The organism is Streptomyces sp. NRRL S-495 (genome assembly GCF_000966955.1).
In the GTDB taxonomy this organism is placed as follows: domain Bacteria; phylum Actinomycetota; class Actinomycetes; order Streptomycetales; family Streptomycetaceae; genus Kitasatospora; species Kitasatospora purpeofusca.
In genome coordinates this window covers 1-13036 of record NZ_JZWY01000715.1, presented here as the reverse complement: position 1 = coordinate 13036, position 13036 = coordinate 1, and the positions used below count along the sequence as shown (strand labels likewise).

The 13036-nt window shown below is 72.9% G+C and carries 10 protein-coding genes and 1 riboswitch; of the genes, 7 read left to right on the top strand and 3 right to left on the bottom strand.

Annotation, left to right across the window (positions count from 1 at the left end; all coding sequences use genetic code 11):
• From VR45_RS31645 to VR45_RS31635, 3 genes are all read left to right on the top strand, one after another.
• Window positions 1-312 (top strand): dienelactone hydrolase family protein (locus VR45_RS31645; RefSeq protein ID WP_045943313.1); only part of this gene is annotated, 312 nt, incomplete at its 5' end.
• A 73-nt stretch (window positions 313-385) separates the two neighbouring features.
• A complete protein-coding gene (locus VR45_RS31640; protein ID WP_045943312.1) occupies window positions 386-1663 on the top strand; it encodes an MFS transporter in 1278 nt (425 codons plus the stop codon).
• Between the two features lie 149 nt (window positions 1664-1812).
• The gene (locus VR45_RS31635; RefSeq protein ID WP_045943311.1) at window positions 1813-2343 is read left to right on the top strand and encodes an HAD domain-containing protein; all 531 of its coding nucleotides are present in this window, start codon (window positions 1813-1815) and stop codon (window positions 2341-2343) included.
• 29 nt (window positions 2344-2372) lie between these two features.
• Here the strand turns inward: VR45_RS31635 and VR45_RS31630 are convergent, their stop codons facing one another.
• Window positions 2373-3161, bottom strand: a complete 789-nt coding sequence (locus tag VR45_RS31630; protein WP_045943310.1) for a CPBP family intramembrane glutamic endopeptidase — start codon at window positions 3159-3161, stop codon at window positions 2373-2375.
• A gap of 141 nt (window positions 3162-3302) precedes the next feature.
• Window positions 3303-4808, bottom strand: coding sequence for a glutamate--cysteine ligase (locus tag VR45_RS31625; RefSeq protein ID WP_045943309.1), 1506 nt, complete (start codon window positions 4806-4808; stop codon window positions 3303-3305).
• A 363-nt stretch (window positions 4809-5171) separates the two neighbouring features.
• Between VR45_RS31625 and VR45_RS31620 the strand changes: the two genes are divergently transcribed.
• Together VR45_RS31620 and VR45_RS31615 are read left to right on the top strand one after the other, a co-directional pair.
• Window positions 5172-5792 carry a hypothetical protein gene (locus VR45_RS31620; protein WP_045943308.1) on the top strand — a complete coding sequence of 207 codons (621 nt, stop codon included), beginning with the start codon at window positions 5172-5174 and terminating at the stop codon, window positions 5790-5792.
• 394 nt (window positions 5793-6186) lie between these two features.
• Window positions 6187-6378, top strand: coding sequence for a DUF5999 family protein (locus VR45_RS31615; protein ID WP_045943307.1), 192 nt, complete (start codon window positions 6187-6189; stop codon window positions 6376-6378).
• Window positions 6379-6575: 197 nt separating this feature from the next.
• On the opposite strand, the gene gcvP is transcribed toward VR45_RS31615, so the two are convergent.
• Window positions 6576-9476 carry an aminomethyl-transferring glycine dehydrogenase gene (gene gcvP, locus VR45_RS31610; RefSeq protein WP_045943306.1) on the bottom strand — a complete coding sequence of 967 codons (2901 nt, stop codon included), beginning with the start codon at window positions 9474-9476 and terminating at the stop codon, window positions 6576-6578.
• 240 nt (window positions 9477-9716) lie between these two features.
• Window positions 9717-9820: riboswitch (glycine riboswitch) on the bottom strand.
• 234 nt (window positions 9821-10054) lie between these two features.
• Between gcvP and VR45_RS44660 the strand changes: the two genes are divergently transcribed.
• Window positions 10055-11437 carry a PRC and DUF2382 domain-containing protein gene (locus tag VR45_RS44660; protein ID WP_078897009.1) on the top strand — a complete coding sequence of 461 codons (1383 nt, stop codon included), beginning with the start codon at window positions 10055-10057 and terminating at the stop codon, window positions 11435-11437.
• Window positions 11438-11493: 56 nt separating this feature from the next.
• Entirely contained in the window at window positions 11494-12984 is a 1491-nt protein-coding gene (locus VR45_RS31600) for an MFS transporter (protein ID WP_078897008.1), read from the top strand.
• The last annotated feature ends 52 nt before the right edge of the window (window positions 12985-13036 follow it).

Genomic DNA, 13036 nt, shown 5'->3' with positions numbered 1-13036 from the left:
GCCGAGGGCGACCGGGTGGCGGCGGCGGTCCCGTTCTACGGCCTGCCGCCCGACCCGGACTTCGAGTACCGGGGCCTGACCGCCCATGTGCTCGGCCACTACGGGGAGCACGACCGTTCCCTCCCGATGGCCGCCGTCGACGAGGCCGCGATCAGGATCGGCGAGGCCACCGACATCCGCCCGGAGTTCCACTTCTACCCGGCCGGGCACGCCTTCATGAACGAGGAGAACCTGCTCGGCACCTACGACCCGCTCCAGGCGGCGATCGCCTGGAAGCGCACCCTGGCCTTCCTCTGGGGCCACCTGGGCTGAGCCCCCGAGGGCGCCCCGGCGTCGGTCCGTTTATCGGATGGACACGGACCACCCGCCCCGGCATAGTCGCGGAGTGCAGAGCCAGTCACCGCCCCCGCCCACCGGCCGCTTCGCCTGGGCGAGCCGCAACTTCCGGATCCAGACCGCCGCCACCGTGGTCAGCGGGCTCGGCAACGCCGGCGCCCCCATCGCCACCGCCTTCGCGATCCTCGACGGCGGCGGCTCGACCGCCGACGTCGGCTACGTCACCGCGGCCCGGCTGCTGCCCACCGTCCTGCTGCTGGTGATCGGCGGCGCGCTCGCCGACCGGCTGCCGCGCCACCATGTGATGGTCGGCGCCAACCTGTTCAGCGCCGTCTCCCAGGGCGCCCTCGCCCTCCTGGTCCTGACCGGCGAGCCGACACTCTGGCAGCTGATGCTGTTCTCGGCCGGTGCCGGCGCCGGTTACGCCTTCTACTCCCCCGCCTCCGGCGGCATGATCCTGGAGAGCGTCACCCCCGAGCACGCCGCCCGGGCCTTCTCGGTCTACCGGATGGGCTTCAACGGCGCGCAGATCGGCGGCGCCGCGCTCGGCGGCGCGCTGACCGCGGCGGTCGGCGCCGGGTGGGTGCTCGCCCTGGACGCCGCCTGCTTCCTGGCCGCCGCCGCGCTGCGCTTCCTGCTCGAACCGCAGGCGCCGAGCGCCCCGGCCGAGGACGGCGGAATGCTCCGCGACCTGCGCGAGGGCTGGCAGGAGTTCTCCTCCCGCCGCTGGCTCTGGGTCATCGTGCTCCAGTTCTCGGTGCTGGTCGCCTGCGTCGGCGCGGTCGAGGCGGTGTACGGGCCCGCCGTGGCGAAGGAACGGCTCGGGGGCGCCCGCGACTGGGGCCTGGCGATGGCGGCCTACGGCGTCGGCCTGGTCGCCACCGGTGTGCTGATGGTCCGCTGGCAGCCGCGCCGGATCCTGCTGGTCGGCAACTGGGGTGTGTTCCTGTTCGGCGTGCCCGCACTGGCCCTGGCGGTGTCCGCCCCGCTGCCGGTGCTCTGCGCGGCGATGTTCCTCTCCGGCGTCGGCGTCACCGTCTTCGGCGTCAACTGGATGATCGCGCTGCAGCAGGAGATCCCGGCCGAGGCGTTCTCCCGGGTCGCCGCCTACGACGAGCTCGGCTCGCTCTCGCTGGCGCCGCTCGGCACCGCCCTCGCCGGCCCGGCCGCCGACCTGCTCGGCCTGTCCGGCGCGCTCTGGACCTGCGCGGTGGTCTCCCTGGTGCTCAGCGCCGCCGTCCTGCTGGAACCGCAGGTCCGCCGGCTCTCCCGACGCCCCGCCGAGCCGCCCGCCGACCTCCTCCCGGAGCCCGTGGCAGCGCAGTGAGCCCGGAGCCCGTCACGGCGCAGTGAGCCGGATCGCGGCCCACTCCGAGCGCCCCCGGTGCGCCCCCGTGTGCGCCCTTCGGCGGGCAACCGCCGGGGGTCCCGGCTCGTCCGACCAGGTGACGACGCACGAGACCTGGGGGGCGCCCGATGCCGAAGCCACTGCTGTTCCTGGACGTCGACGGCGTGCTCAACCCGGTCTGTCCCCACCCCGGGGCCGGGTTCGACGTCCACACCCTGCTCGGCTACACCGTGCTGCTCTCCGCCCGCCACGGCAGTTGGCTGCGCGAACTGGCCGGGACGTACGAACTGGTCTGGGCGACAACGTGGGAAGAACACGCCAACACCCACATCTCCCCGGCGATCGGCCTTCCCGAGCTGCCCTTCGTCCGCTTCACCGGCTACGTCCCGCAGCCCGGCGACCCGCGTGTCCCGCTGATGGAAATGTTCTCCGCCCGCAAGTGGGCACCCCTGCTGCGCTACGCGGCGGGCCGCCCCTTCGCCTGGATCGACGACGTCATCCCGCCCCGTCTGGTCCGCGGCTCGCTCTGGCGGCGCGACCGGGTGCTGCTGCCGATCGACCCCGGCGAGGGGCTCGAACGGCGCCACGTGGACCGGCTGCTGTCCCGCCCGCCGCGACCCGGCGCGACGTCCCCGGTCAAGCGCCGGGCGGCCGGCTGACGGTCGCGGCCCCGCGGTGTCCTCCCCGGTCAGCCGGTGGGCAGCCAACCGACGTGCCCGGCCAGCAGCGCGTACCCGACGAACGCCACCGTGTCGATCAGCGCGTGCGCCACCACCAGCGGCATCACCCGCCCCCAACGCCGGTACAGCAGGCAGAACACCACACCCATCACGATGTTCCCGACCAGCCCGCCGACCCCCTGGTACAGGTGGTACGAACCGCGCAGCAGCGAACTCGCCGCCAGCGCGGCCGGCCACGTCCAGCCCAGCTGCGTCACCCGGCGCAGCAGGTAGCCGAGGACGACGACCTCCTCCAGGATCGCGTTCTGCCAGGCCGAGAGGACCAGCACCGGGATCCGCCACCAGACGTCCGGCAGCCCGGACGGCGCGACCGTCAGGTTGTAGCCGGCCGCCTGCGAGCCCAGGTAGAGCACCAGCCCGGAGCCGCCGATCGCCGCCGCCACGGCCGCGCCACGGCCGAGGTCGCGCAGCTTCTGCCCGAGGTCGAAGCCCAGCACCCGCAGCGACACGCCCTCGCGGACCAGCAGATAGCCGACCAGCACGACCGGCATCAGCCCGCGGCCGATGTAGTAGAGCTGCCAGACCAGGTCGAGCCAGGGCCGGCCGGGCGCGCGCGAGCCGTTCAGGGTGGCCACCTGCTGGCCGAGCTTCAGGGTCTCGGTGAGCGAGCCGGTGAAGCTGATCAGCGCGCCGACACCGCTCGCCCCGAGCGAGAGGCCGAGGACGGTCAGCAGTTCCACACCGAGCAGCCGACGGGTCGGCTTCGCGGTCTCCGGTGCGGTCGGAACGGTCGTCACGGGGGTGCTCCAGCGCGGACGGCGGCGGGCGGACGGTGCTCCGGCCACCGGCGGACGACGACGGCGGACCGGAGCGGTCATCCTTCCACAGCCCGCCGCGCGGGCCCCGGGGTGGATCGGGGGAGGATCCGGGGGCGGGGCCTACCCCACCGGCCAGGTGTGCACCGGCTCGCCGCCGCGCATGTGCTCCATGTAGCGCCGGGTCATCGCCGCGAGCGCGGACGGGCGGTCCGTCCCGTACTGCTCGCGCAGCCGGTGGAAGGTCGCGCTCTGCCAGGCCGCGCCGTTGGTCCGGCGCAGACAGCGCTGCTCGATGATGCCGAGGTAGCGGTCCCGGTCGGCCGGCTCCACACCCCATGCGTCCAGCCCCTGGTGCGCCATCGGCAGCAGCTCGTTGAGCACCAGGTCGACGGCGGAGACCGAGGTCGTCCCGCCGCCGCGCCCGGCCCGGCCGGACCGGGGCCACTGGAACTCCGCGTCGATGCCGTACCGGGCCGCCTGCCGGAAGTTCTCGTCGGCCAGTTCGAACGGCAGCCTGGTCCAGATCGGCCGGGACTGCTCGGCCAGCACCCGCACCACGCCGTAGTAGAAGGCGGCGTTGGCGAGCGTGTCGGCCACGGTCGGCCCGGCCGGCAGCGCCCGGTTCTCCACCCGCAGGTGCGGCACGCCGCCGCTGACGTCGTACACCGGCCGGTTCCACCGGTAGATGGTGCCGTTGTGCAACCGCATCTCGGCGAGCCTCGGCACCCCGCCGGAGGCCAGCACCTTCGCCGGGTCCTCGTCGTCGCAGATCGGCAGCAGCGCCGGGAAGTACCGCAGGTTCTCCTCGAACAGGTCGTAGGCCGAGTCCACCCAGCGTTCGCCGAACCAGGTGATCGGCCGCACGCCCTGGGCCTTGAGCTCCGCCGAACGGGTGTCGCAGGCCTGCTGGAACAGCACCGGCCGGGTCTCCCGCCACAGCTCCCGGCCGAACAGGAACGGCGAGTTGGCGCCCAGCGCGAGCTGCGGCCCGCAGATCGCCTGGGCGGCGTTCCAGACCGAGGAGAACCGCTCCGGGGTGACCTGGAGGTGGAGTTGCAGCGAGGTCGCGGCGGCCTCGGCGACCATCGTGATCGAGTCCAGTTCGAGGTGCTCCACGCCCTCGATGTCCAGGGTGATGTCCTCGCCGCGGGCGGCCAGGATCTGGTCGCTGAGCAGGCTGTACCGCTGGTTGTGGGACATCGCGTCGAGCCCGGTGTGGTCGAGCTCCAGGGTCGGCAGGATGCCGACCATCACGATCCGCGCACCGGCCTCCCCTGCCCTCCGGTCGGCGTAGCGGAGGCCGGTGTCGATCTCCTCGCGCAGCTCCTCGAAGACGTGTCCGCCGAGCCGGTGCGGCGCGATGTTGACCTCGATGTTGAAGCGGCCGAGCTCGGTCTGGAAGTCGGCGGAGCCGATCGAGGTGAGCACCTGCGCGTTGTTCAGCACCGGAAGGCCCTGCTCATCGGCCAGATTGAGCTCGATCTCCAGGCCCATCACGGCCTTCGGACGGTCGAAGCGGTCCTCGCGGAGCATCCGGCCGAGCGTCTCCAGGCAGGACTGGAGCTTGCGGCGGTACATCTGCCGGTCCGACAGTTCCGCTCGAGTCGCCACGACCTTCTCGCCCATGGTCCCCTCCTCCTGAGCCGGCCGGCCCTCGACCGTGCAAGCATCATGCCCACCCCGAAGATCGATACCCGAATGCTTCGAATGGCTTGCAATGCAAGGGAACTGACGCTGTTTCAGCTCAACTGCCGACTTGCCCGGCGCCACCGCCTGTGATAAACAGGTCACCCTGCGCACCTGTTCGAGTAGAATTCGCACTGCGCCAACGGCGCGGCCGGCCATCGCCCGAGACCCGAGGACGGCCGCCGCGCCGGCACCGCGATCCTGCCCAACCGGACAAGGCCCAGGTCCCGTCACCGCCGACGCACCCGCCATGCCGGTATGCCGCACTCGCACGCCGATCTCGCACGGAGAGGCGACCTTGCCATGACTCTGCAGACCCCCCAGCCCCCGCCCAGTGCCCTGCGCGCGGTGCTCGCCGCACTCGACTCGGAGACAGCGCTGCGCCAGCCCGCCGCCGCCGCGCTGCGCCGTCCGACCGGGCCCCTCCTCCCCGCGCACCCGCTCGCCGTCCACGTCCTGGACGGGCCGCGGGCCGAACTCGCCGCCGCCCGCCGGACCGGATGGCGCTTCCTGATCAAGGACGGCACCGAGGTCGCGGCAGCGGCCGAGGTGGTGCAGGGCCCCGAGGGCCATGCCTTCTCGCACTTCACCGCCGGCCCCTATCTGGACTCGACCGTCAGAGCACTGCGCCAGGCGTGGCAGCTCGCCCAGGCCTCCCGGACCCGCTGCCAGCCGAGGCTGCTGACCTTCCCGGGCCAGTACGCGACGGCGCTGTGGCTGCACAGTCCGGACGGCGGTCCCGGCGCCGATCTGCTGATCCCACTGGCCCCGGCGCCGATGGGGGTCACCGCGCACCGCGCCCACCCGGCCGCCGAACTGCTGCCGGTCCTGGCCCGGGGCCCGCTCGCCCGCTCACCGATCGCCCGCCCGCTGCTCCTCGGTACCCACGCCGATCCGGCGCGGCTCGCCTCCGGGGCGCTCTGACCCGTCGCCGACCACCTCGACGACCACCTCGACGACCTCCGTCGGGCGCCACCCGATCGGCTCACCCGTCCGGACCCACCCGTCCGGGCCATCCGGCATGGCCCGGACGGACCGTCGGACCCATGACCCGTCCGGCACCGATTCCGGCCGCTCACCACCTGAACGGGTGATCTCTGGCCGGGGGTTGTGGCGCGTGTCACGAAATCGCTGCGCGCGGGTCCCGGGATGCCGACACTGGGAACCAGCGTGGAAGGACCTCCTGTCCTACCCACTTGAGCGCCGGTCCACACCTGGCCCGGCGCCGGACAGGATCCGACCGCCGCGGCGGCGCCCGACGGCCATCCGGCGGCACCGCATCACGGGGAGGATCGCGGAGCGAAGCGAGGGTACGCGTATGTGCCAGCACCGTCCTGAGTGTCCGTCGGCCGAGTCCGAGGACCGCGAGGCCGCCGTCACGGTGGCCTGTCACCCGGAACAGGGGTGGAGCCTGCTCTGCAACGGCGTCCTGCTCTTCGAGGACACCGGCGAGCTGCTGCCCGACGGCCGGGTGATCGCCCCGCGCCGTCCGGCCGCCAGCGCGGTCTGAGCCGCCGGGCCGACCCGGGGGCGACGCACCGGCCGCACCCCGGCAGCACCAGCCGCCCGAGCCGCAGGCACAGCCGAGCACCACGGGGCACCACAGGGCACCACGGAGCACCACAGGGCAGGGCCCCGGCGGAAACACCGCCGGGGCCCTGTCGCATGCCGTTCCGTCCGCCGTCCGGTCCGGACGGCGCGCCGGGATCAGGCGCCGTACTCGTCCATCGGCGGGCAGGAGCAGACCAGGTTGCGGTCGCCGTACGCGCCGTCGATCCGGCCGACCGGCGGCCAGTACTTGTCCGCCGGGTTCACGCCGGCCGGGAAGACCGCCTCCTGCCGCGAGTAGCCGTGCGCCCAGTCGCCGGCCAGGGTGGCGGCGGTGTGCGGGGCGTTGCGCAGCGGGTTGTCGTCGGCGGCCCACTCGCCCGAGCCGACCTTCTCGATCTCGGCCCGGATCTCGATCATCGCGTCGCAGAACCGGTCGATCTCGTGCAGGTCCTCGGACTCGGTCGGCTCGATCATCAGCGTGCCGGCGACCGGGAACGACATGGTCGGCGCGTGGAAGCCGTAGTCGATCAGGCGCTTGGCGATGTCGTCCACCGTCACGCCGGTCTCCTTGGAGAGCGGGCGCAGGTCGATGATGCACTCGTGCGCCACCAGGCCGCCGGGGCCGGTGTAGAGCACCGGGAAGTGCGGGGCCAGCCGCTTGGCGATGTAGTTGGCGCTCAGCACCGCGACCTGGGTGGCGCGCTTGAGGCCCTCGCCGCCCATCAGCCGGACGTAGGACCAGGAGATCGGCAGGATGCCCGCCGAGCCCCACGGGGCGGCCGAGATCGGGCCGACACCGGTGGCCGGGCCGGCCTCCGCCTGCAGCGGGTGGTTCGGCAGGTACGGCGCGAGGTGCGCGCGCACCGCGACCGGGCCGACGCCGGGGCCGCCGCCGCCGTGCGGGATGCAGAAGGTCTTGTGCAGGTTCAGGTGCGAGACGTCCGCGCCGAACTTGCCCGGCTTGGCGAGGCCGACCAGGGCGTTGAGGTTGGCGCCGTCGACGTAGACCTGGCCGCCGGCCTCGTGCACCAGGCCGCAGATCTCGGTGATCTGGGTCTCGTACACGCCGTGGGTGGACGGGTAGGTGACCATCAGCACGGACAGGTTGTCGCGGTGCTGCTCGATCTTGGCCTTGAGGTCCTCGACGTCGACGTCACCGTCGACCAGGGTCTTGACCACGACCACCCGCATACCGGCCATGACCGCGGAGGCGGCGTTGGTGCCGTGCGCGGAGGACGGGATGAGGCAGATGTCGCGCTGGGTGTCGCCGTTGCCGTGGTGGTACGCGCGGACGGCCAGCAGACCGGCCAGCTCGCCCTGGGAACCGGCGTTCGGCTGGATGGAGACGGCGTCGTAGCCGGTCACCTCGACCAGCTGCTGCTCCAGGCCGCGGATCAGGGTGAGGAAGCCCGCGGCCTGGTCGACCGGCGCGAAGGGGTGCAGCTGGCCGAACTCCGGCCAGGTCACCGACTCCATCTCGGTGGTCGCGTTGAGCTTCATGGTGCAGGAGCCCAGCGGGATCATGCCGCGGTCCAGCGCGTAGTCCCGGTCCGACAGGCGGCGCAGGTAGCGCAGCATGGCGGTCTCGGAGCGGTGGCTGTGGAAGACCGGGTGGGTCAGGTACTCGTCCTCGCGCAGCAGCGCGGCGGGCAGGGTGTCGGCGTTCTCCGCCACCTCGACGGCCTCGACGCCGAACGCGGCCCAGACGCCCGCCAGGTCCTCGCGGGTGGTGGTCTCGTCGGTGGAGACCGAGATCCGGTCCTCGCCGTCCTGGAAGACGTTGATGCCGTTGGCACGGGCGGCGGCGGCGATCGCGGCGGCGCGGCCCGGGACGACCGCGGTGACGGTGTCGAAGAACTCGCCGTGCAGCAGCTCGACCCCGCCGGCCCGCAGGCCCTCGGCCAGCGCGGCGGCGTAGCGGTGGGTGCGGCGGGCGATGTCGGCCAGGCCGTCGGGGCCGTGGTAGACGGCGTACATCGAGGCCATCACGGCGAGCAGCACCTGGGCGGTGCAGATGTTGCTGGTGGCCTTCTCACGGCGGATGTGCTGCTCGCGGGTCTGCAGGGCCAGACGGTAGGCGCGGTTGCCGTGGGTGTCGACGGAGACGCCGACCAGGCGGCCGGGCAGCGAGCGGGCGTACTCGGCGCGCACCGCGAGGTAACCGGCGTGCGGGCCGCCGAAGCCCATCGGCACGCCGAAGCGCTGCGAGGTGCCGCAGGCGATGTCGGCGCCGAGCGAGCCCGGGGACTTCAGCAGGGTGAGCGCGAGCAGGTCGGCGGCGACGGCGACGATCGCGCCGAGGCCGTGGGCCTGCTCTATCACCGGGGCGAGGTCGCGGACCGCGCCGGTGGCGCCCGGGTACTGGAGCAGCACGCCGAAGACGCCGCGCTCGGCGATCTCGGCCGGGATGCCCTCGGACAGGTCGGCGACGACCACCTCGACACCGGTCGGCACGGCACGGGTGTTGATCACCGCGACGGTCTGCGGCAGGGTGTCGGCGTCGACCAGGAAGACACCGCCCTTGACCTTGGTGACGCGGCGGGCCAGGGCCATCGCCTCGGCGGCCGCAGTGCCCTCGTCCAGCAGCGAGGAGCCGGAGGTGGGCAGGCCGGTCAGGTCGGCGACCAGGGTCTGGAAGTTGAGCAGCGCCTCGAGGCGGCCCTGCGAGATCTCCGGCTGGTACGGCGTGTAGGCGGTGTACCAGGCCGGGTTCTCCATGACGTTGCGGAGGATCACCGGCGGGGTGAAGGTGCCGTAGTAGCCCAGGCCGATCATCGACCGGAGGACGGAGTTGCGGTCGGCCAGCTCGCGCAGCTCGGCCAGGACCTGGGCCTCGGAGCGGCCGTCGGGCAGGTCCAGCGCGGTGATCGAGCGGATCGCCTCGGGAACGGCGGCGGTGGCCAGCTCGTCCAGCGAGCCGTAGCCGACGTGGGCCAGCATCTTCTCCTGCGCAGCGGCATCGGGGCCGATGTGGCGGTTCTCGAAGGGGCTGGCCTGTTCGAGCTCGGTGAGGGTCGCGGGGGTGGTGGGGCGTCCCGAGTTCGGCTGGGCGTTCATGGTGGTCGAGGCCTCCTGGTCACGGACCGGCGGGGGTGCGCACGCCGGGGTGCCTCGCCGCTGCGGACAACAGCGGAGGACCCGGTCGGACGAACCCGACAGGCCTCCCCCTCTGTCATCGGGACCTGAGAGCTTCGCCCGCGCGGAGCGCCGTGGGACGCCCCGCCGGCTTGCACCGTCGGTGAGGGTGGGGTCCGCCGGCTCCCTCGCCCGCGTTCCTGCCCTGCTTTCCAGAGTGACCTATCCCGCACGGTACGGATGCCTGAGAGATTCCGGGGAGGAGTTGCTCCTTCGGCGCCCCGACCAGCGGTTTCCACTGCCGGGGACTCTCCCGCGCGGGCTCGGCGGTCGCGCCCAGGGTACCAGCGGGAGGCCCGACGATCACGGGTGCGTCCGGTCACTTCGCCGCCGGGGCCGCGCACCCGGCCTGCCCCGGACGGCTCAGCGCCGCGCCCGTCCGGCCCCGCCCCGGTCGCGCGGGTCCGGTTCATGGCTTTTGGTGTGAAGTGGCGGACCGGGCGGGCGGGCCGGCCGTCGTCCTGCGGGAGTTCCGCAGGATCACCGCACTGGAGGAATGAGTGCAGACCGACATCGACCCCCGGGACCTCATCGGCCACAAGGCGGTCGACCGCAACGGGGACAAGATCGGCACCATCGACGAGGTGTATCTCGACGACGCCACCGGTCGGCCCGAATGGGCGGCCGTGCGGACCGGCATCTTCGGCCGGGACGCCTTCGTCCCCCTGACCACGAGCGAGTTCTCCGGCGACGAGCTGCGGGTGCCGTACGACAAGTCCCTGGTGAAGGAATCACCGGACTTCGGCGTCGGCCAGCACCTGTCGCCCGCCCAGGAGCTTCAGCTCTACCGCTACTACGGGCTGGACACCCCGGTGGACGGCCGGCCGTCGGCGGGTGACGGCTCGGGATCGAAACCGGCCGATCTCGACTTCGGCACCACTGCCGACCGGGGCACGGCAGCCGGAACGGCCGCGGTGGGCACGGCCGCGGTGGGCACGGCCGCAGTGGGCGCGGCCGCCGCCAACACCACGAGCGCCACCAACGCCCCGGGCGCCGGCAACGCCACGAGCGCCACCAACGTCACGAACACCGGCAACAGCACCGGTACGACCAACGGCACGGGCACCGCGCATCCGGCCAAGCCGCTCGGCCTCCACCAGTCCCCCACCCCCGTCCCGAGCCCGGCCGCCGACCTCGGCAAGCCGTCCGACCCCGCCCCGGAGGCCCCCGTGCGGACCCTCGCCACGCCCCTGCCCACCACGACGACACCCGCCGCGCCGCAGCAGGCCGCCGAGCCGCGCCCGCACACCCCGGCGGCCCCGTCGGCCGCCCCGGCCGCCGTCCCCGCCGCGGGCACCGCGCACCCCGAGGCCGACGGCCCCGCCGCCTCCGCCCCGAGCGGCCCGGTGGAGATCACCTGCCGCGAGGAGCGTCTGGACATCACCACCGAGTGGCATGTGCTGGGCACCGCAAAGCTGCGCAAGTACGTCACCAGCGAGCCGGTGGAGCGGCGGGTCGCGGTGGTCCGCGAGCGGGTCCGGGTCGAGCGGATGCCGGTCGGCGACGCGGAGCGGGCCGCGCTCAGCGAGAAGGAGATCGCCGAGGCGGTGGAGGAGGTGACCCTTCGCGAGGAGCGCCCGGTGGTCCGCAAGTACCTGGCGCCGATCGAGCGGGTCCGCCTGGTGGTCGAGCGGTACACCGCCGAGGAGGTGGTCCGGGACGAGCTGCGCCGCGAGCACGTCGAGGTCCACGACAACACCGCGGCCGCCTCGACCCCGGTGCCGTCCGCCGCGCACGCGCCCATCCGGCGGTCGAGGACCAGGCCCGCCCGGCTCCGCTGCGGCCGCTCGCCTGACCCGCCCGGAACCGTTGGACCCCGGCCGATCATGGCCGGGGTCTTTCCTTTTTACCAAGGCTTAACCAATGAATATTTGACACACTGAAGTATCTCCCTGCATGGTTACTTCAGTTCATTCACTATGTACGGAAGGAAGCAACCGTGAGTGAGGCACCACAGCCCACCACCACGACCGAGAAGCAGAGCAGCGCCCGGGTCCTGCCGGCCCTCATCCTGGCGATGCTGTCGTTCAGCGTGGTGCAGACCGCGGTCGTTCCGATCCTGCCCTCGCTCGCCAAGGAACTGAGCGTCTCCGGCTCCAGCATCACCTGGCTGATGACGGCCAATCTGCTGTCCGCCGCCGTGCTCACCCCGCTGCTCGGCCGCTTCGGCGACCTGCGCGGCCGCAAGCCGATGCTGCTGATCTCGCTCGCCGGCCTGGTCGCGGGCTCCGCGCTCGCCGTCTCGACCCACTCCTTCACCTGGCTGGTCGTCGCCCGCGTCCTCCAGGGCGCCGGCGGTGGCGTGCTCCCGCTGGCCATCAGCATCGTCCGCGACGAGCTGCCCAAGCAGAAGGTGACCGGCGGCGTCGCCGCCATCAGCGCCTCGATGGGCGTCGGCAGCGGCCTCGGCCTGGTCGCCACCGGCCTGCTGCTGGAGCACTGGAGCTACAAGTCGATCTTCTGGATGGGCCTGGCCTTCGGCCTGCTCGCGATCGCCCTGGTCGCCTTCCGGGTGCCCAGCGACCCGGTCACCGACAAGGAGGGCGGCGCCGACCCGCTCGGCGCCATCACCCTGGCCGGCTGGCTCTCCGCCCTGCTGGTCGCGGTCAGCCAGGGCAACCACTGGGGCTGGACCTCCACCAAGACGCTCGGCCTGTTCGCCGTCGCCGCCGTGGTCGCCCTGCTCTGGGGCGTCATCGAGGTCAAGGTCAAGCACCCGCTGGTCGACATGAAGATGATGTCCCGCCCGGCCGTCGCCTTCACCAACCTGGCCGGCCTGCTCATCGGCTTCGGCATGTACGGCTCGTTCATGGTGATCAGCAACTTCGCCCAGACCCCGGAGAAGTTCGCCCACTACGGCTTCACCGCCACCGTGCTGCACGCCGGTGTGATGCTGCTGCCCTCCGCCCTCGGCTCGATGGTCGCCGCCCCGCTCGGCGCCCTGCTGATCGCCCGCCGCGGCCCCCGCCTGCCGCTGGTCCTCGGTGGCGTCCTCGGCGCCGTCGCGATGGCCTACCTGGCCCTGCGGCACAGCCACGAGGGGGACATCTACCTCTCCTCGGCCATCTTCGGCCTCGGCATCGGCCTCGCCTTCTCGGCGATGCCCGCCTACATCAACGGCGCCGTCCCGGTCGAGCAGAGCGGCATCGCCAACGGCATGAACGCCGTGCTGCGCACCGTCGGCGGCGCGATCGGCACCGCCGTCATGGCCGCCATCCTCACCGGCGACACCATGAAGCTGCCGATCCCGATCGCGCTGCCCACCCTGGACGCGTACAAGCACGCGTTCTGGACCGCCGCCGTGGTCTGCATCGTGGCCGGCGCCGTCCCGTTCCTGATCCGCACCGTCAGGCCGACCACCGCGGTGGCCTCCGGCAACACGACGGCGGACCTCTCCTCCGGCCGCGAGCCGGTCAAGACCGACGCCTGACGAGGCGTCCCGCCCCGCGCCCAGGGACAGGGCGCGGGGACCGGACCAGGAC

Excerpts from the sequence above, each read along its gene's own strand:
- VR45_RS31635 (WP_045943311.1), top strand. The coding sequence starts at position 1,813 with ATGCCGAAGCCACTGCTGTTCCTGGACGTCGACGGCGTGCTCAACCCG.
- VR45_RS31615 (WP_045943307.1), top strand. The coding sequence starts at position 6,187 with ATGTGCCAGCACCGTCCTGAGTGTCCGTCGGCCGAGTCCGAGGACCGC.
- VR45_RS31625 (WP_045943309.1), bottom strand. The coding sequence starts at position 4,808 with ATGGGCGAGAAGGTCGTGGCGACTCGAGCGGAACTGTCGGACCGGCAG.
- VR45_RS31620 (WP_045943308.1), top strand. The coding sequence starts at position 5,172 with ATGACTCTGCAGACCCCCCAGCCCCCGCCCAGTGCCCTGCGCGCGGTG.
- gcvP (WP_045943306.1), bottom strand. The coding sequence starts at position 9,476 with ATGAACGCCCAGCCGAACTCGGGACGCCCCACCACCCCCGCGACCCTC.